This is a genomic window from Streptococcus sp. FSL K6-1323 (assembly GCF_038630745.1).
GTDB classification, from domain to species: domain Bacteria; phylum Bacillota; class Bacilli; order Lactobacillales; family Streptococcaceae; genus Streptococcus; species Streptococcus salivarius_D.
In genome coordinates, this window is sequence record NZ_CP152039.1 from 1,148,642 (window position 1) to 1,168,843 (window position 20,202).

Annotated in this window: 13 protein-coding genes; 4 read left to right on the forward strand and 9 right to left on the reverse strand. The window is 41.2% G+C overall.

Annotated features, from left to right (window positions below):
- Nucleotides 1-21 precede the first annotated feature (21 nt).
- The 4 genes from NST80_RS05130 to NST80_RS05145 all read left to right on the forward strand — a co-directional run bounded on the left by NST80_RS05130 (nucleotide 22) and on the right by NST80_RS05145 (nucleotide 3,621).
- A complete protein-coding gene (locus NST80_RS05130; protein WP_004182536.1) occupies nucleotides 22-1,380 on the forward strand; it encodes a sugar ABC transporter permease in 1,359 nt (452 codons plus the stop codon).
- Nucleotides 1,380-2,216 (forward strand): sugar ABC transporter permease, encoded by an 837-nt coding sequence (locus NST80_RS05135; protein WP_004182537.1) that lies wholly within the window; start codon nucleotides 1,380-1,382, stop codon nucleotides 2,214-2,216. Before NST80_RS05130 ends, NST80_RS05135 begins: the two co-directional genes overlap by 1 nt.
- A gap of 15 nt (nucleotides 2,217-2,231) precedes the next feature.
- Nucleotides 2,232-3,368, forward strand: coding sequence for a sn-glycerol-3-phosphate ABC transporter ATP-binding protein UgpC (gene ugpC / locus NST80_RS05140; RefSeq protein ID WP_004182538.1), 1,137 nt, complete (start codon nucleotides 2,232-2,234; stop codon nucleotides 3,366-3,368).
- Nucleotides 3,369-3,528: 160 nt separating this feature from the next.
- On the forward strand, nucleotides 3,529-3,621 hold the full coding sequence (locus NST80_RS05145; RefSeq protein WP_004182539.1) for a type I toxin-antitoxin system Fst family toxin: 93 nt from the start codon (nucleotides 3,529-3,531) through the stop codon (nucleotides 3,619-3,621).
- 146 nt (nucleotides 3,622-3,767) lie between these two features.
- Here the strand turns inward: NST80_RS05145 and NST80_RS05150 are convergent, their stop codons facing one another.
- From NST80_RS05150 to NST80_RS05190, 9 genes are all read right to left on the reverse strand, one after another.
- On the reverse strand, nucleotides 3,768-3,953 hold the full coding sequence (locus NST80_RS05150) for a twin-arginine translocase TatA/TatE family subunit (RefSeq protein ID WP_021144181.1): 186 nt from the start codon (nucleotides 3,951-3,953) through the stop codon (nucleotides 3,768-3,770).
- A gap of 12 nt (nucleotides 3,954-3,965) precedes the next feature.
- The gene (gene tatC / locus NST80_RS05155) at nucleotides 3,966-4,694 is read right to left on the reverse strand and encodes a twin-arginine translocase subunit TatC (protein ID WP_183138208.1); all 729 of its coding nucleotides are present in this window, start codon (nucleotides 4,692-4,694) and stop codon (nucleotides 3,966-3,968) included.
- Nucleotides 4,681-6,366: an FTR1 family protein gene (locus NST80_RS05160; protein WP_045772433.1), complete on the reverse strand. Its 1,686-nt coding sequence runs from the start codon at nucleotides 6,364-6,366 to the stop codon at nucleotides 4,681-4,683. Before NST80_RS05160 ends, tatC begins: the two co-directional genes overlap by 14 nt.
- A complete protein-coding gene (efeB, locus tag NST80_RS05165; protein ID WP_014633147.1) occupies nucleotides 6,344-7,549 on the reverse strand; it encodes an iron uptake transporter deferrochelatase/peroxidase subunit in 1,206 nt (401 codons plus the stop codon). Before efeB ends, NST80_RS05160 begins: the two co-directional genes overlap by 23 nt.
- 5 nt (nucleotides 7,550-7,554) lie before the next feature.
- Nucleotides 7,555-8,427: an iron uptake system protein EfeO gene (efeO, locus tag NST80_RS05170; protein ID WP_014633148.1), complete on the reverse strand. Its 873-nt coding sequence runs from the start codon at nucleotides 8,425-8,427 to the stop codon at nucleotides 7,555-7,557.
- Between the two features lie 250 nt (nucleotides 8,428-8,677).
- A complete protein-coding gene (locus tag NST80_RS05175; RefSeq protein ID WP_118171825.1) occupies nucleotides 8,678-12,391 on the reverse strand; it encodes a pullulanase in 3,714 nt (1,237 codons plus the stop codon).
- Nucleotides 12,392-12,510: 119 nt separating this feature from the next.
- Nucleotides 12,511-16,443, reverse strand: coding sequence for a GBS Bsp-like repeat-containing protein (locus tag NST80_RS05180; protein WP_342504525.1), 3,933 nt, complete (start codon nucleotides 16,441-16,443; stop codon nucleotides 12,511-12,513).
- 272 nt (nucleotides 16,444-16,715) lie between these two features.
- On the reverse strand, nucleotides 16,716-18,473 hold the full coding sequence (gene lpdA / locus NST80_RS05185; protein WP_049529174.1) for a dihydrolipoyl dehydrogenase: 1,758 nt from the start codon (nucleotides 18,471-18,473) through the stop codon (nucleotides 16,716-16,718).
- 171 nt (nucleotides 18,474-18,644) lie between these two features.
- Nucleotides 18,645-20,027: a dihydrolipoamide acetyltransferase gene (locus NST80_RS05190; RefSeq protein ID WP_004182553.1), complete on the reverse strand. Its 1,383-nt coding sequence runs from the start codon at nucleotides 20,025-20,027 to the stop codon at nucleotides 18,645-18,647.
- Between the last annotated feature and the right edge of the window lie 175 nt (nucleotides 20,028-20,202).

Genomic DNA, 20,202 nt, shown 5'->3' on the forward strand with positions numbered 1-20,202 from the left:
CATTTATCTGAGGAGATATCTATGTCACAAACAATCTACGACACAACTCCTATGCGCCAGGTCTTCAAAGAAGGTACATGGGATGTCAAATTATCCTTTCTGGTAATGGGATTGGCAAACTTGGTCAACAAACAGTTCACCAAGGGCTTGCTCTTCCTCCTTTCTGAGATTGCCTTCTTAGTAGCCTTCGTTATTCAAATCATCCCTGCACTTAAAGGTATGATTACCTTGGGGACTCAAGAACAAGGTGAGGCTATTAAAGAAGTTAATGGGGTTAAGCTTACTGTTCAGGTCGCTGGAGATAACTCTATGCTCTTGTTGATTTTTGGACTTGCATCATTAATCTTCTGTGCAGTTTTTGCTTATATTTACTGGTGTAACCTTAAGAGTGCTCGTCATCTCATGGCTCTCAAACAGTCTGGACGTAAAGTTCCTAACTTTGTTGAAGACTTCAAGACCTTGGCTGATGGTCGTTTCCACATGGGACTTATGTCTGTACCATTGATTGGAGTTTTGCTCTTCACAATCTTGCCTTTGATCTACATGATCTGTTTGGCCTTTACTAACTTTGACCACAATCACCCAGCACCTAAATCACTCTTTGACTGGGTTGGTTTCTCAAGTTTTGGTGAGGTTCTGCAAGGTCGTATGGCTGGTACTTTCTTCCCTCTTTTGACATGGACTTTGATTTGGGCAGTTGCTGCAACAGCAACAACTTTCTTCTTCGGTATTGTCCTTGCTCTCTTGCTCAACACTAAGGGGCTTAAATTCAAGAAAGTATGGCGTACACTCTTTGTTATCACTATCGCCGTTCCTCAGTTCGTATCCCTTCTTTTGATGCGTAATTTCCTTAATGACCATGGTCCTTTGAATGGTTTGCTTCAAACCTTGCATCTCACTAATGGACCAATTCCATTCTTGACTGACCCTCTCTGGGCTAAGTTCTCTATTATCTTTGTTAATATGTGGATTGGTATTCCGTTCACAATGTTGGTCGCAACTGGTATCATCATGAACTTGCCAACTGAGCAGATTGAAGCTGCTGAAATTGATGGAGCAAGTAAATTCCAAATCTTCAAGAGCATCACTTTCCCACAAATTCTCTTAATCATGGCACCATCATTGATTCAACAATTCATCGGTAATATCAATAACTTCAACGTTATCTACTTCCTTACTGGTGGTGGACCTACTAACTCTGAATACTATCAAGCAGGTTCAACTGACCTCTTGGTAACTTGGCTCTACAAACTGACTGTTAGCGCTAAAGACTACAACTTGGCATCTGTTATCGGTATCTTGATTTTCGCCATCTCTGCAACATTCAGTCTCTTGGCCTACACAAGATCATCTTCATTCAAGGAAGGGGCTGCTAAATAATGAAACGTAAGAAAAATCTTTACCTAACTGGTACTTATATTCTATTGACAGTTCTAGCTGTTATCTGGTTGATTCCTATTATTTGGATCTTCCTTACAAGTTTCCGTGGTGAAGGAGCTAATGCGGTACCTTACTTCTTCCCTAAGACTTACACATTTAATAACTACATTAAACTGTTTACCAGCGATGCTTACCCATTTGGAAAATGGTTCATCAACACCTTCATCGTTGCCACATGTACATGTATACTCTCAACTTTGATTACCGTAGGTATGGCCTACTCACTTAGCCGTATTAAATTCAAACACAGAAATGGCTTCTTGAAATTGGCACTTGTACTTAACATGTTCCCTGGATTCATGTCAATGATTGCGGTCTACTACATTTTGAAGGCCCTCAATTTGACACAAACCTTGACATCTTTGGTCTTGGTATATTCTGCTGGGGCAGCTCTTGGTTTCTACATTGCGAAAGGTTTCTTTGATACCATTCCTTACTCATTGGATGAATCAGCAATGATTGATGGCGCAACTCGTCTTCAAATCTTCACTAAGATTACCTTGCCACTTTCTAAACCAATCATCGTCTACACTGCCCTCATGGCCTTCATGGGACCTTGGGTAGACTTCATCTTTGCATCTGTTATCCTCGGTGACGTTAAAGATAAATATACGGTTGCCCTTGGACTCTATCAAATGCTTAACCAAGACGCTATCAATGAATGGTTCCTTCCATTTACCGCAGGTGCTATTATCATCGCCATCCCAATCACCCTTCTCTTTATCTTCATGCAGAAATACTATGTTGAAGGTGTAACCGGCGGATCAGTTAAATAATAAAGGATAAATGATATGACAACTCTTAAACTGGATAAAATTTACAAAAAATACCCAAATGCAACTCACTACTCTGTCGAAGATTTCAGTATCGATATCAAAGACAAGGAATTCATCGTTTTCGTAGGTCCTTCAGGATGTGGTAAATCAACAACTCTCCGTATGGTTGCTGGTCTCGAAGAAATCACAGAAGGTAAACTCTATATCGATGGTGAAGTGGTTAATGACAAATCACCAAAAGATCGTGACATTGCCATGGTATTCCAAAACTATGCACTTTACCCTCACATGACTGTTTATGAAAATATGGCCTTTGGTCTTAAACTTCGTAAATATAAAAAAGACGATATCGACAAACGTGTGCGTGAAGCTGCTGCTAGCCTTGGTTTGACTGAGTTCTTAGATCGTAAGCCTGCAGACCTATCTGGTGGTCAACGTCAACGTGTAGCTATGGGACGTGCTATCGTTCGTGATGCTAAAGTCTTCCTTATGGATGAACCTCTCTCAAACTTGGATGCTAAGCTTCGTGTGACCATGCGTGCTGAAATTGCTAAAATTACTCGTAATATTGGTGCAACTACTATCTACGTTACCCACGACCAAACAGAAGCTATGACTCTTGCTGACCGTATCGTTATCATGAGTTCTACTAAAAATCCTGATGGTTCTGGTACTATCGGTCGTATCGAACAAATTGGTACCCCTCAAGAACTTTATAATGAGCCAGCTAATAAATTTGTTGCCGGATTTATCGGAAGTCCTGCTATGAACTTCTTCAATGTTAAGGTTGATGGCAACCGTATCACTAACTCTGAAGGCTTGGATATTGTAATTTCTGAAGGACAAGCTAAAATCTTGAAAGAAACAGGTTATCAAGGCAAGAAAGTTATCTTTGGTATCCGCCCAGAAGATGTTTCAAGCCGTCCAATTGTTCAAGAAGTTTATCCAGATGCCAATGTAGATGCTGAAGTCGTCGTTTCAGAGCTTCTTGGTGCAGAAACAATGCTTTACCTAAAACTTGGAGAAACTGAGTTTGCTGCCCGTGTTGATGCGCGTGACTTCCATAATCCAGGTGAAAAAGTTAACCTTACTTTCAACGTTGCTAAAGGTCACTTCTTCGACGCTGAAACAGAAAAACGTATCAGTTTGTAAGATAAAAAAATCAGCCCTCTTGAGCTGATTTTTTGTTTGGCATGATTAACCTACATTCTAACTAATACTTCCTATCACTCACTAAACATATCTCTTTCAATCTATGATATAATATCCTTTGGCACCTCGACACCGCCTACGAAGGGAGGTGAGTTTGCCTATGATGGATTTACTATTCAAAACTATCATCGGACCTATTGTGGTCGGTGTTATCCTTCGTCTGATCGACAAGTGGTTAAACAAGGATAGATAGTGCTAAAAAAGACCCCGAGCTTATGTGGAAGTTAGCTTGGGGTCTTTTCTTGCCTATGATATAGACTTACTATTCAATACAAGTGTATTATGTCATAAAAGCTTAGAATTGTCAAGAAACTTGAAGGTAACCTTTAGATAGAGATCTTAGTCTTTAGTCTTGTCTTCTTCGTCTTTTTTATCATCAGTTTTATTTACGGCTGCTTTAAACTCGGCTAGCATTTTACCGATAGATTGACCGAGTTCTGGCAAGCGTTTAGGACCAAAGATGAGGAGGGCTCCTAGGACAATAATGATAAGTCCTGGAGCTCCGATATCACGTAGAATTCCCATGAGATCTCCTTTCTATTTATCTTTATATTTTCTTTGTTTACGTTTATAAATCAGCTTACTAAGAGTTACGCTAACTTCATAGAGCAAGATTAAGGGAGCAGTCATAGCCAAGTCACTAATAAAGTCGGCTGGTGTCAAAACAACTGCCAAAACCAAGAGAATAAAGTAAGCATAGCGTCTATAGCGTGCCAGAAATACTGGTGTCAAAATGCCAATGGACGTTAAGAAACACACAATTACGGGAAGTTCAAAGAGAACAGCTAGAGGCACTGTCGTATGCAGTAAAAAACTAAGGTAGTTTTGTGCTGTAATTTGTGTATCAAAGAGCCCTTCACCTAGTTTCAAAAGCACTTCCAAGATAGCTGGACTAACAAAATAATAACCAAAGGCCAAACCCAATACAAAACAGACAAAAGTCGCTGGAATATAGGCAAAAATGGCACGCGCTTCATTGTCCCTCAAACCAGGTTTCACAAACTGCCAAATCTGGTAGGTGGTAAAAGGCAAGGTGACCGTAAAAGCCATGAGACTGGCTAAGTTAATGTAAATCCAGAGAATATCGTTAGGTCCTAGAACCAATAAGGGCTTATCAAATCCTCTAGTCAGATAAGCATAGAGCTCCCCAGCAAACAACAGGGTGATACAGAAAACTAGGAAAAAGCATAACACTACTGCAATAAAACGTCTCCGAAATTCCACCAGATGCTCAACAATGGTCATCTCGTCCTTACTTCTTGCCATGCTGTTTCACCGTTACAAAGGCAATAATAACAATAAAGATAAGTTGTGGAATTAGGACTTCCCAGCTAGGATAGATACCAGCCCAATCAATTGTTGGGAAACCACTAATCAAATGATTGGACATCATATTAGTCAACTGAAGGGCATGAATGCTGACACCGAGCATCTTGAAGGCCAAGGCATAAATCAACCAAGTCAAAATAAAGAAGATACGATGCGGTTTAATATAGTGACTAGCTTTAGTCATAGCCACAGCAATAATAACAAGAACTGCAATGGCTAAAGCAATACCAATCAAGAAATTAGCTGTCGTGATACGTGGGATAATACCAACATAGAAAAGAATGGTCTCGGCACCTTCACGGAAGACAGCCAAGAAACTAAGGGCAAACATGGATACAAAACTTCCAGTAGCCGTCACTGTCTTCATCTGACGGTCCATCAAGTCATTCCACTGTTTAACTGACGACTTGCTGTGGAGCCAGATTCCAATCAGAATCATCATCGCAACTGCAAAGATACCAACGCCACCTTCAATAATTTCACGGTTAGCCCCTGAGGTCACAGCTGGAAAGACAACTTGTAAGATAACTGCTATAAGTGCGCTGGCAAGAACACCAGCAATGGCTCCGCCATAAACCCATTTGAGTCCCTTACGCATCTTGGCTGCCTTAAGAGTTGTCACAAGGGCCATAACGATAAGGAGGGCTTCGACCCCTTCACGCAAGAGAATCAACATGGCATCAAAGGCATTATAAGGAGCACTGGTATCGATAGCTGATAGGTCTGTAATCAAGGCTTGCAGTTTGTCCTGATAAGCTTTTTCTTTCCCCTTAACCATGATAACCGGTGTTTCACTCTCCACGCGCGTATAGAGGCTTGGGTTAGTCGTGCTCACGTCACCTTCAATGGTTGGCCAGATAGTGATGAACTTCTTCATAGTTGCCACAGCCGTTTTTTCATCACCTGATTGGAATTGACCAAGAGCTTTTTCCAAGAGCTTAATACCATCTTTTAGGGTTAAACTTGAGCTTGTACTATCAAGAGGGACGCCCTTGATAAAGTCATCAATCCCACCCTTGAGATCATCGTAAGATGACTGGATACTGGTGAAATCAGTAGGCTCCGTCTCAATGCTGCTGCGTAAAAGTGAAATAGCCGTCTCAATCTTGCCGTAGTAGGCAGTACTATGGTCACGGACAACAGCTTCATTTCGCGTCCAAGCATTATTCAATTCGCCGTAAGTTTTGCGGGTCGCAGTTAGATCTTTAGCCGTAATGGCATTCTGTAAGTTCTTGAAATAAGGATTGAGACGGGTCTCAAGTTTTTCCTTTTCGGCATCCAAGTCAACAGGATTTTGCTCTTTCTCAAATTTAAGAAGGGCTGACGAGATAGAGGTTAGGTCTTCTTCTGTCACATCACCTTTAATATCAAGAGCCTTGCTAACTTTTTTACCAGCCTTGGAATCGTGATTTTCTTTAGTTTCGAAATCAGTCTTAATCTCAGCAACCAATTCCTTAGCTTTTGCTTGATCCTTGTTTTGAACAGCAGTTGTTGCATCTGTGATTTTGATATAGAGATCACTATAGGATTCAGCAGCAACTGGATAGGTCCAAAATAGAGCTAGAAATCCAAGCAAAACGAGGAGTTTATTCAAAGAGTGCTTGACCAAGGTAGCCTCCTTTCTCCACGCCAGCAAAGCAAGCAAAGAGCCCACTTCCGATATGGGTGATGTACTCATTCATCTTGTCTACAGCACCAAGATTGGTCTGTATTTTGACAAAACGGTCTGGGTCCTTCTGGTAGGCAATGAAAATCAAACCTGCATCAAACTGGCCAGTTCTCTCATCAATACCATCAGAATAAGAATAAGAACGACGTAAGATAGGAAGGTCTACTTCTTTAGCCAAACGCACATGAGAATCGACTGGTAGTTTTGATAAATCTACTTCGTCAAATTCATCTTTCTTACCAAAGGGAGCACCTGATTCCTTGTAACGGCCAAAGGTGTTTTCTTGTTCCTGCAAATTGGTACGATCCCAAGTTTCCAAGTGCATCTGTACCAGACGAAGAGCCATGTAAGAACCATCCTTCATCCAATCTTTACTATCCGTCCAGACAACCTTGTCGAATTCCTTTTCCGTCGTAACATTGGCAGTACCGTCCTTGAAGCCAAAGAGATTTCGAGGCGTTTCCTTACGGTCTCCGATAGCTGCAAAACCTGATTTGCTCCACTTCATGGTGATTTTATTACGACCTTTGCGGATCAGATTTCGAACAGCATGGAAGGCTACTTGTTCATCGTCCGCACAGGCTTGAATGACGATATCCCCACCTGTATACTTGTCCTGCAACTGCTCCTTTGGAAATGGAGGCAAATCACGGAAGAGCTTAGGATGCTTGGATTCCAAGCCAAGTTTTTTAAGAAAATCAGCCGAAACACCAAAAGTAAGGCTCAAGCGATAGGGGTTGAGTCCCACTGTTTCACCTGTATCTGTTGGAGGTAAGAGGTCATTAGAACCATCTTTTTTGACCAGCTCTCCTTCGACCAATTTACTGCTATAATCTGTCCAGTCTTTAAAGAGCTGGATCACTTCTTTTTTATCAGTTGTATGAAGATCTAGCACCACCAAGTAGCAAGCCTTCTGCATGGGAGTCGTAATCCCAGCCTGATGCTTACCAAAAAAACTAATATCTTCATCCCCATCTAGGGCTTTTTTTGTTGAACTATCCTGATTAGCGAAAAAAGCAGATGCACCAGAAAGACCAAGCGCAAGCCCAGCCCCTCCAATACCTGCTTTTTTAAGAAATTCACGACGGTCCATTTTTTTATCTAAAAATTTTTCGTCAGTCATTTTTCTTATTTCCCATCTAGGATAACACCCATTTGTGATAATGGTTCACCAAGTTTAGTTACAGCTTCGGCCAATTCCTTAGTATCTGCCTCACTCAAATCTGTATAAGACTTATAGTTTTTCTCATCAGTCATGTGTTTGTCCAAAAGACCATTGACATTCTTGAATTCTGTTTCCAAAGTCTTAACAAGCTTAGCATCTTTCTTTTGGATCAACGGCTTAAAGAGTTCGAAGATTTTCTCTGCCCCTTCAATATTGGCACGGAAGTCGTAAAGATCGGTATGTGAAAAGACCTCTTCTTCACCTGTAATCTTTTGAGTAGCCACTTCGTTAAGAAGGTCTACAGCTCCAGTCAACATGATATCTGGAGTGACTTTAACAGTTGCAATTTTAGCCTTGAGCTCCTTAATATCGTTGACCAATTGATCTGCATAGGCAGCTGTACCATCTGTCGTGTTGTCTTGCCACATGATACGTTCAATACGGTGGAAACCTGACCAGCCATCTTCTGATTTATTTTCGTCCATGTAATCAACCAAACGGTAGTCGATTTTCACATCAGACTCACCAAAGCTTTCGGCAATTGGTTCTGAACGTTCGTAAGCCATACGAACCAATGGGTATTGTTTCTTAGCTTCTTCAAGATTTCCTGACTTGAGGGTTTCACTGAATCCTTCAGTATCTTTCAAAAGCTGATCGATTTCGCCTTCAACGAAAGTCTTGTAATCACTTGTAGCCTGCTTCAATTGTTTTTGCTCACTGGCTGTGAGTTTTGAGCTAGTTGAGCTAGAATTACTTGAATTACCAGATTTGGCACAAGCCGTCAATAAAAGCCCTGATGCCAAAAGAACAACACCAAGTTTGTTAAGTTTTTTCATGAATGTCTCCTATTTTCAAGATAGTGTTCGACATTTGTCGTTATATATGTGAATCGTTTGTTATTTCGATATGAAAAACGAACGATGATAAGTCAATAATGGTCTCTCATATGTAAGAGAACTTATTCTAAACTAACAGAAGAAACCAGCACTGTCAACGGTTTTAGGCTATTTAAGAACTATTCTAAAGAGCAGATAAGAATGATTCTAAATAAAAGAAAAACAACAGGAAATAACCTGTTGTTACTAATTATTTTGTTCGACGTTTTCGAAGGAATCCTAGGCTTAGAATGCTTAAGAGACCTGTTACAAAGAGTCCACGATTTGTCTTTTCACCAGTAGATGGCAGTTGCTTATCAGTTTGACGACTAGCTTCAGTCTTAGCCTGACCATTGCCATGGTTAACAAGATCAGCATCTCCGACAAGGTCCTCTTGACTTGAGGTCTTGACACTTGTTTTAGTTACCTCAGTCTCTTTTCCACCAAATGACTCAGTCTTCTCAGAAGGCTTAGCTACTTCCTCAGTTGGTGTCTGAGCATTGGTTAAACGAATAATAGTCGCTGTTAATGGATCCAAAGTCAAAATATGATTATCGATTGTCACACCTGACAGCTCACTAATTCCAGATAGATTAACTTGATTGCCATCTGCTAAAACCATATAGGATAGACCATTTGTAAGCTTACTCAAATCAAACTGACGAGCCTTGCTATCAGCATTGACATAGACAAGGTAACGGTCTCCATTGGAAGCAATTGTTTGGTATCCTAATACCAAATCCTCTTGAGCGACATTATCCTGACCAGGAACTGTCAATAGCGTCACACGGGCATCCACATCTGCTTTAGATTTGAAATTGAAGGCATCTGTCGACTTACGTAAGGCAATTAACCCTTTGGTAAAGGCACGAGTTTTCGTATTTTCTGGGAAGGCCTGGCTATCAGTCGCCTTAGTCCAGTCAAAATGGTTAACCGCATCACTAGAATCATAAGAATCATGGATGAAGTAAGGATAGTCAAATGGATTACCCTTTTCATCAACTAAGAGGTGTGACTTGTTCGGCACCTTATCCTCAGATACAGGGTAGCGGTAGGCAGGATCACGGAACTGTTTGGTGCGGCCGTATTCCTGACCAGAGTGAATAAATGGTGTTCCCTGAGCAGTCAAGACCATAAGGTTTCCTAGACGCAAGCGACGATGAATTTCAGCATTATTCTCAGGCTTGCTTGGATCCTTCTTGATTGATTGGGCGATGATATCAAAAAGGGTCAAATTATCATGAGCAGCAATATACTGGATAACATCTCCTGGTGAATCAGCCTCAAAGTTAGTTGGTTGTGCCTTGATATTATCAAAAACTTTATTAATATCACGTTTTCCACCTGTGATGAAGGCCGGTGTTCCCTCGTTCGGATAACCTGATTTGAGAGTATTTCGAATATCATCTGAAAATACAGCTACGGTATCTGTGTCTTTCATCCAAGACTGATCGGCAGGCTGAACAGGGCTATTTTCATCGCCAGCATAAGTCACCCAACCCTCACCAAGCATAATGAGATTTGGATTAAGGGCACGTGCAGTATTGTAAGCTTGCTCGATACTTTCAGCATCATGGTCACCCATCATATCAAAGCGGAAACCATCTACTTTATATTCCTTAGTCAAATAAGCAATGGAATCCACCAAGACACGACGGCTCATATAGTGAGTCGTACCTAGACGACCGCCTCCAAAACTCGAACGAGGAGTGCCATCAGCATCCATAAAGTGATAATAATTTGGCTCAAGGTCTTCAAAAATAGCTGTCTTGGCTGTATGATTGTAAACCACATCCAAGATAACACCCATACCATGGGCATGGATAGCTGCAACTAAATTCTTGAATTCTTCAATACGTTTAGCTGGATCACTAGTTTTTTCAGAATACATACCCGTCAAAGAGAAATAGTTTTGTGGATCATAGCCCCAGTTGTAGTTACTATCGCTTGATGCATAAGCATCCAAACGCTTCCCATTTTGCAATTCATTAACGAAATAGTAGCTCAATACTGGCAAAAGCTGAATATGAGTAACCCCAAGGTCTTTAAGATAATCCAAACGCTCCGCAAAGGCTGCAAAAGTACCAAACTGGTGTTTCAATTCAGCTGAGATAGCCTTGTCAGAGGTGAAATCACGGACATGAGCCTCATAAATGATAGCATCTTCACGAGACTTAAAGTTAGGAATCTTAGCGTAGTCAAGATCTTTTGGTCCATAATTAGCAGGATCTACAAAGGCAGCCTTGGCAATCTTGTGTTCAGGACCCTTGCTAGCATCGTCACTATTCCAAGCTGCCAGAGACTTAGCATAAGGATCAAGAACAATTACTGACTGATCACCACGTTTAATGCGGTATTGATAGAAATAGCCTGTTAAGTTTTCAAGGCCAAAATCAGTCGCAAGTAGGTCAGCTTGCCAAGTACCTCGAGGGCCTTTGCTTAGAGCGTGTTCAGCCAGCACCTTGTCTTGATTATTTTTATCATAGACAATGATGTCTACTTGATCAGCACTTGGTGACCAAAGTGTCACATGTGCCTTAGTACCATTTTCTTCTAAACGAGCACCCAATTCACCATCATAACTGTAGAGGGCATCCTTTAATTGCCAGCTCTCAGATGTTTTAAAACTATCACTGCCCAAAGTGACCTTATAAGGCAGATTTTCTGCAGCAAAATCACCTGTTAATGTAGCTTTTTTGAGTTTAGCATCCAAGTCAAGCTGTTTAAGAGTTACACTGTTACCATCCTTATCCGTCACCTTAAGGTCTTTGAGAATATCTTCAGATGAGACCTCGTCTAAGTTGGTGAAGCTAAGTTCGATTTGGCTTGGACTAAGCTGCTGAGCCCCAGTCAAACGCACATCCTTGACAAAGTAAGGGTTGGTGTAGACTGTCGGATCAGTATCTCGTACGAAAAGCTGACGAGATTTTTTCAAGTCACTAAATTTATAATCATTTGATTGAATTTTCACATCATCTCCTGTTTTGCTCTCATCTAAGAGTAAAAATCCTATCGATTTTGCCGCTTGTGTTAGTGGAATATCTAAGTAGGCACCATACTTACCATTCGGTTGGAAATTGACACCATCAGGCCAATTGCTTGGAGCGTCCTTAACATCACCCCAATACCAGACAGACTTATTGCTATAGTCACCATCCGTACGGAAATAATTGATACGAACGTGGTCTTGAGGGATAGGTTGATAGCTGTAAACTTGGAAATCCTTGTCAATCCAGGCTTCATTCATTTGAGGGCTAAGAATTTCGACTGCTTTATCCCCTGAAAGGTTCGTTCCAGCGGCATTATTAATCAAGAAGCTAAGTTTTTTAGGTGCTGAAGACAACTTCACATCTAAATAGACACCATAATCATCCTGTTTAGCTTCAGCAAATGAGGTTGCCCCTGTCGGCCAGGCCCCCTTCTGAGATGATGGTGTCTCAACATCATCCCAAGTCCAAAGTCCAAGCGATGCCTTGTCTGGACTTGGCAACTCTTGGAAATGCAAGCGAATAGACCCATCAGCAATAGGATCCTCAGATGCATTCGTAAGAGCTTGACTATTACTAGTACTTACTGTTTTTGGCGTGTTTTCGCTAGTTTCAGTTAGCTTGGGAATCTCAGTACGGCCAGTATTTTCTTCTGGAAGAGAAACTGGCTCATTTTCCTTGGACACCGTGGCATTCTCAGCTGCTACAGGAGCTGTTGGCGTTTCAGTTACTAGTCCACTGGTAGTAAGACTAGGATCAGCTGGTTCTACCTGTGTGCTAGAGTCGGGCGTTGATACTGCTTCATCTGCTTTTACTCCTTGAACTGCAGCAAAGCTCAAAAAAATAGCTCCAATGGTTACAGAAGCCAAACCTAACTTGTACTTGCGAAGGCTATAACGAAGAACTTTTTCATCATTAGCTTGAGTATTTCTTTTCATAGAAACTCCTTTTGTTAACGTTTTCATGTTTTTTAATATACCATTTAGCTTTCATTTATGCAAGCGTTTTCTCTCTTTGAAAATTAAAAAAGAGAGAACCATAAGATTCTCTCAATCTATTAATTATAAATAGAATAGTAACGCTTAATCCCTGCCACAATTGCATTAGCTAAAGTCTCCTGATAAGCAGAGGTATTCAAACGGGCTGCTTCTTGAGGATTTGACAAGAAACCTAGTTCAAGAAGGACTGCCGGAGCTGTTGTCTCACGCAAGACTGCAAAGGTTTGACGCTTCACGCCCTGATTCTGAGCACCAGTCGCATTAATCAGGCTAGACTGGATGGCATTGGCCAAGGTATCACTCATGCTCAATCGAGTCGGATTAGCATGGTAGGTTGCATTAATACGTGATGGATATTCTGCATAAGGTTGGTAATAATAAGTCTCAATACCCTGTGCTGCAGAACTTCCTGAAGCATTGATGTGAATACTTACGAAGATATCAGATTCAGAAGCATTGGCTGCATGTGAACGATCCGTCAAATCAACATACGTATCACTTGTACGAGTGGTCACAACTTGATACCCTTCTGCTTCTAGTTTAGCTTTCACGCGGCTTTGGATAGCCAAGGTCAAGCTCTTTTCAGAAATACCAAAGTAAGAAGCACCTGGATCATAGCCACCATGCCCAGCATCGAGATAGACAACCTTATTTAAAACATCGTAATTTCCTCTTGATGCCGAACCGATTTTCTTAGGGGCTACCACATCAGCTGAAGTTGCCCCAAAGCCGATATTCTTCCCTGAAGCATCAACAATATAGCCATGAACGATGTACTTGCCTGAATTCCACTTGTGTTGGCTTGCTGAAATAGTTACTTTATAAGAACCATCATCCTGTTTTGTCGCATTATGCCAAACAAGATCATCCTGACCATTTTGTTCAGACCAGACTGGGATAAGGACACCTGAAATACCACTTGGATTCGTCAGATTGGTGATAAGAACATCAAAGGTTCCACGATTTTTATCATTGTTAGCAATAGTCAAAGTTCCCTGAGTCTTAGTGATATCAAGTGTCACTTGTTTACCACCTAGGCCAATGTATTTACCATCATTGTCAACCAGATAGACATGAGAATTATACAGACCACTATCACCCTTATGGTTGCTTGAACGAACGGTTACCTTATAGTCTCCATTAGCTTGCATAGTTGCCTTGTACCAAATGATATCATCTTGACCGTTCTTTTCAGACCAGGTTGGAACTAAGACTTCTTTAAAACCTCGTGGTGCAATCAAATTTGAAATGACAACATCATAACTACCAGTAGCATTGTTGAGACCAGTGATAGCAAGGTCGGCTTTAGGTTCTGACAAAGTAACATTTGTTTGTGTGCCTCCCACACCGATTTGTGAACCATCGTTTTGGATATAGTAAAGATGAACATTATAAATACCTGTAGAGTATTTATGGTTAGCCACTTGGACAGTAACTTTGTAACTACCATTTGTTTGACGTACTGCTTCATACCAACGAATATCATCTTGCCCGTCAACCTCAGACCAGATAGGCACTTGAACCGTACGCACACCCTTAGGACTATAGACATCACTGATGACTACATCAAAAGTTCCTGAATCTTTATTATTTGTAATAGAAATAACACCTGTAGGTTTAGATGGATCATTTCGTTCTACAAAAGCTTTTTGAACAAAGCGTTTTTGACCTCTAGCATCAATGTAAAACACTTGCGCTTCATATCTACCATTAGCATTCTCGTGATCACTAGCTTTCACCGTTACAGTGTAAGAGCCATCTGCTTGTCTGGTCGGTGTATACCATTTGATATCACTCATTCCATTCGCATGTGACCAAAATGGAATTTTAACTTCTTTGTAGCCTTCTAAACCTTTGAGATTTTTGGCAATTATTGTAAATGTTCCATTGTTCTCATTTTTAGATATACTCAAGTTGGCAGATACTGGAACCGTCGGTTGGCCATGAGAATAGTCAGAAAAAGCTTTTTGAACAAAACGTTTTTGACCTTTAGCATCAATGTAAAATACTTGCGCTTCATATCTACCATTAGCATTCTCGTGATCACTAGCTTTCACCGTTACAGTGTAAGAGCCATCTGCTTGTCTGGTCGGTGTATACCATTTGATATCACTCATTCCATTCGCATGTGACCAAAATGGAATTTTAACTTCTTTGTAGCCTTCTAAACCTTTGAGATTTTTGGCAATTATTGTAAATGTTCCATTGTTCTCATTTTTAGATATACTCAAGTTGGCAGATACTGGAACCGTCGGTTGGCCATGAGAATAGTCAGAAAAAGCTTTTTGAACAAAACGTTTTTGACCTCTAGCATCAATGTAAAATACTTGCGCTTCATATCTACCATTAGCATTCTCATGATCACTAGCTTTCACCGTTACAGTGTAAGAGCCATCTGCTTGTCTGGTCGGTGTATACCATTTGATATCACTCATTCCATTCGCATGTGACCAAAATGGAATTTTAACTTCTTTATAGCCTTCTAAACCTTTGAGATTTTTGGCAATTATTGTAAATGTTCCATTGTTCTCATTTTTAGATATACTCAAGTTGGCAAATACTGATATTTCCGGCTTCTTACCAATAAAAACTTGAGTTGTTGTTCCACCAACACCAGTTAATTGGCCATCTTTTTGAACATAATAAAGGTGAACATTATAAAGGCCTGTTGAGTTTTTATGAGCTGAAGCTTTAACGTTTACTGTGTAAGTTCCATTATTTTGACGGTTAGCCGTATACCAGATAATGTCATCTTGGCCATTAATTTCTAACCAAATTGGAACAGAGACTGTTTGAACACCATTTGGTGCTTTGACATTAGAGATGACAACATCAAAGCTACCAAGAGTTGGATTGTTATTAACAATAGAAATAGTCCCACTCAAATCGCCTTGAGTTGGATCTGCTTCGACACTGGCATTAGCAGTAAATCGTCCTGTGTAGTCCACGCTTTGGTCAAAGACATGTTTACCTGGCAAGAGATTAGCTGTAGCTGAAAATTGCCATGCACCAGTTTTGGCATTATAGCGCATGTTTTTAGCGCTCGTTGCTGTAAGACTTGACGATGGGTACTGGGCAACCCAGAAATTCTCAATACCAAATTGAGAGGTTGAGACAGGTCCACGGTAGCCTAGATTGTTCTCATCCAACCAGCTGGCACTTGTGTAGAACATCAAGTTGTTGTATCCATGCTTACGCATTTCGTTAACCCAAGCTTGGGTGTTACGGTTGATATTTGGAAGCATATTAGAATCTTCGAAGTCATTAACCATAACAGTACTCTTTGGAAGGTTCAGTTTTTGTGCAGCTTGGATATAGAAACGAGCCTCTGCACGTGCTTCTTCCTCAGTTGTGTATCGAGAAAAATGATAGGTTGATACTTGAAGACTAGCAATTTGAGCATTGCGAACTTGTGATGGTGCTTTAGGGTTGTTGTACCAAGTGTCCTCAGTCAACTTGACAACGACACCACCCACACCTTGACGTGCAAGAGCACGATAGTCATCTACACTGATATCACCATTATGGCTGCTGACATCGATAAAAGTCTTTGGTTGGACCTTAAGCGTTGGCGAAGGAACATCCGTTGAATTCGTCAATTTAGCAGGTGTTGCTACAGCGCTGTTTGACGTTTCAGAATTTGTCGCACTTGTAGAAGCTGTTGCACTTTCTGAACTTACAACTGAAGACGTTACTGAAGTTGATGCCGTTGCAGCCTCGGAACTCTGTGAAGCAGGAGACGTAGATACCGCTGGAGCACTAGCTTTTGCCACTTCACTCGTAGCTGCGGGTGCTGAAACAGTTGATTTAGGAGTTACAGGTAAGGCTGCTTCTCCACCAAAAATTTCAGCCGCTATCACAGATTGATACTGATTTCCCTCAGTAACAGAAGGAGTATTGGTCGTCGCCACTTCATCAGCTTGAGCAACCTGAGTTGTGACAGCCAAAAGAACAGCCGCACTGGCATAGTAGATAAAATCTTTCGTTCGCATTTAACTTTCCTTTTGCATTTTTAATATGTCAACCATTTTACCATAGAAAAACTCTAATGGAAAGCTTATTGTTAAAAATTTCTAAATAAAATAAAAATATTATAAAACCTTAAGTACTTATGAACTTACTATTCGTACAACATGAAAACCTTTTAACTATATATTTGAATTACTCTTTGAAAAGCAGGGAAAGAATTATGCTATATCACTAAAGATGAAAATATGTGACAAAAGAAAAATTCCCGAACTTCTATCCGAGAATTTTATCAGCTTTATTTACGTTTTGGTGGGTTATGGATAGCTTCTCCAAGTACGTCAGCAAAGGCTTCATACATGTTTTCAGAGAAGGTTGGGTGACCGTGGATAGATTGCAAGAGTTCATCTACAGTCAATTCATTTTCCATAATTGTTGACGCTTCGTTAATCAATTCAGCTGCGGCTGGACCGATAATGTGAACACCAAGGATTTCATGGTACTTCGCATCTGCAACGACTTTAACAAAACCTTGAGCTTCATTTGAAGCGATGGCACGTCCGTTACCAGCAAAGCTTGATTTACCAATGAGAACATCACCGTATTTAGCGCGTGCATCTTCTTCAGTAAGACCACACATAGCGACTTCTGGGTGAGTGTAGACAGCTGCTGGCGTGTAGTCAAGGTGAGCCTTACGGACATTGCCACGCATAGCATTTTCAGCTGCAACTTCACCCATACGGTAAGCAGCGTGAGCAAGCATCTTAGTTCCGTTAACATCACCCGGTGCGTAGATTCCTGGGATTGATGTTTCTTGATAAGCATTAACTTTGATACGACCACGGTCAAGTTCAAGGTTAAGATTTTCAAGACCATCCAATTGAGGGACACGACCGATTGAAAGAAGGGCACGATCCGCTACAATTTCTTCACCATTATTAAGTTTAAGGGTCAATTGGTTGTTAGCTTCTACAATCTCAGAAACCCCAACAGATGTCATGATCTTCATACCCTTCTTAGCAAGGATTTTTTGAAGTTCAAGAGATACTTCCTTATCCATAGCAGGAATAATGCGGTCAGCCATCTCAACAACAGTCACTTCTACACCGTATGAGGCATAAACAAGACCAAGTTCGATACCAACGACACCACCACCCATAACTGCAAGTGATTTAGGCAATTCACGCAAGTCAAGGATATCATCTGATGTCATCACAAGTTGTGACTCAATTCCAGGGATATTGATACGAGACACTTTTGATCCAGTCGCAAGGATAATATTACGTCCCTTGATTGTTTCTGAACCAATAGTAACTGTCTTATCTGGATTAACTTGACCAAGACCATTGAAAATAGTGACCTTGTTAGCCTTCAAAAGCCCTTGAACACCACCAGTAAGTGTCTTAACGACAGAGTTCTTAAAGTCAACTGTCTTATCCATATCGATAGTGTAGTTTGTTGACGCTAGGTTGATACCACGACCTGCAGCAATCTTAAGTCCATCAAGGATTTCTGCATTTTTAAGGTAGGTCTTAGTTGGGATACATCCTTTATTCAAACATGTTCCACCAAATTCAGATTTTTCAACGATAGCAACCTTACCACCAAGTTGCGCACCACGAATGGCAGAATAGTAACCAGCAGGACCACCACCGACAACGATAATATCGTACTCATTGTCAACAAGCGGTGCTTTTTCTGCAGTAGCTGCTGGAGCAGCTTGGGCAGGAGCTTTAGGAACTTCAAGACCAGCTGATTCCAACTGAACAGTTGCTTCTGCAACAGGTGCGCTAGCAGCGTTATCAGCCACAACTTCACCTTCTGCTCCAATATAACCAATAACCTCAGTAACTGGTACAGTTTCACCAGCCTGACGCGTAATCTTCAAAAGAACACCAGAATCTTCTGCTTCAAGTTCCATGTTCGTCTTATCTGACATGATTTCAAGGAGAATATCTCCCTCATTAACCACATCACCCTCTTGTTTTTTCCACTCGATGATTTCGCCTTCCTGCATGTCCACACCAAGCTTAGGCATAATAATCTCAAAAGCCATTTATAAGATACCAAGAGCGACCAGAAAGCGACTGAAAATTAGTCGTCTGACACGTCAGCCTGCTGACGTAGACAGACGGTCTATTTTCCAAGCTTTACGCTCGGGTTCAGTTATTCCCTCTGGTTCGCCCTCTCCTTTCTATTAAAACTTCAGTTTTTAGATATTTTTTTCTTAAATCAACAATTCCATAGGATTTTCAATCAAATGTTTCAAATCAACCATGAATTTGGCACCATTCATACCATCTACAATACGGTGGTCAATTGTCAAGCATAGACCCATGATTGGACGTACGACAACTTCCCCATCAACAACAACTGGAGTTTGAATCGTTGCTGAAACACCAAGGATAGCTGAGTTTGGTTGGTTGATGATTGGGTTAAATGATTTGGTTCCAAACATTCCCAAGTTAGTAATAGAGAAGGTTGAACCTGACATTTCAGCAGCCTTCAATTTACCAGCCTGAGCTTTCTTGATGACATCCTTAGAGGCCACAACAAACTCAGACAAACTCATCTTATCTGCACCGTGAACGACAGGTACAATCAAGCCATCATCGAGACCAACGGCAATACCGAGATTAACAAATTTGTGTAATTCGATATTTTGCGCATCGTCAATCAAGGATGCATTGAGGTAACGGTGTTCCTCTTTCATAAGGGTACGCACAACTGCCAAACCAATCAAATCAGTGAAGGTTACCTTCATGCCAGTCTTATTCATGATTGGATCAAGGACTTGCTTACGAAGAGCCATTAGGTTAGTCATGTCCACGTCATAGTTAAGGGTGAAGGTTGGTGCAGTCAAGTATGAGTGCGTCATTCCCTTAGAAATCGCCTTACGCATAGCAGACATTGGGATAACTTCCACGCCTTCTGGCAAGACTTTTTCAGGTTTAGCTTCAACCACAGGTGCAGCCGCCGCTTCCTTAACTTGCGCTGGAGCACTGATTGCAAGGATGTCTTCCTTAGTAATCTTACCACCAAAGCCTGTTCCAGATACGCTAGCTAAGTCAATACCAAGGTCCGCTGCAATCTTACGTGCCAGTGGAGTCACCTTAGGTTGAGCACCTTTAAAGTTCTCAACGTCATCAGCATGAACACGACCTTTTGCTCCAGTTCCTGGAACTTGAGTGAGGTCAATACCCAACTCACGCGCCACCTTACGGGCCTTAGGCGTTGCACGTACTTTTCCACCTTCGTGTACGACAGGAGCCTGGGTTGCCACTACAGGTGCTTCTACAGTAGCAACTTCTTCAACTTTTGGAGCAGGTTCAGCAGCTGGTGCGCTAGCTACGTTATCAGCCACCACTTCACCTTCTGCTCCAATATAACCAATAACCTCAGTAACTGGTACAGTTTCACCAGCCTGACGCGTAATCTTCAAAAGGACACCTGAATCCTCTGCTTCAAGTTCCATGTTCGTCTTATCTGACATGATTTCAAGAAGGATATCTCCCTCATTAACCACATCACCCTCTTGTTTCTTCCACTCGATGATTTCGCCTTCCTGCATATCAACACCAAGCTTAGGCATAATAATCTCAAAAGCCATATTTTATGATACTAAGAACGCTAAAATGCGACAGAATTTTAGGAGTTTTACGTTAGTGTGCTTGCACACCAGTAAAACTATCTAAATTCCGAAGCATTTCGTTCGAGTTCAAATCAACTCAAACGCTTTAACGCCCTCTCCTTTCTACTTTAAATTATAATTTCCGATACTCCCA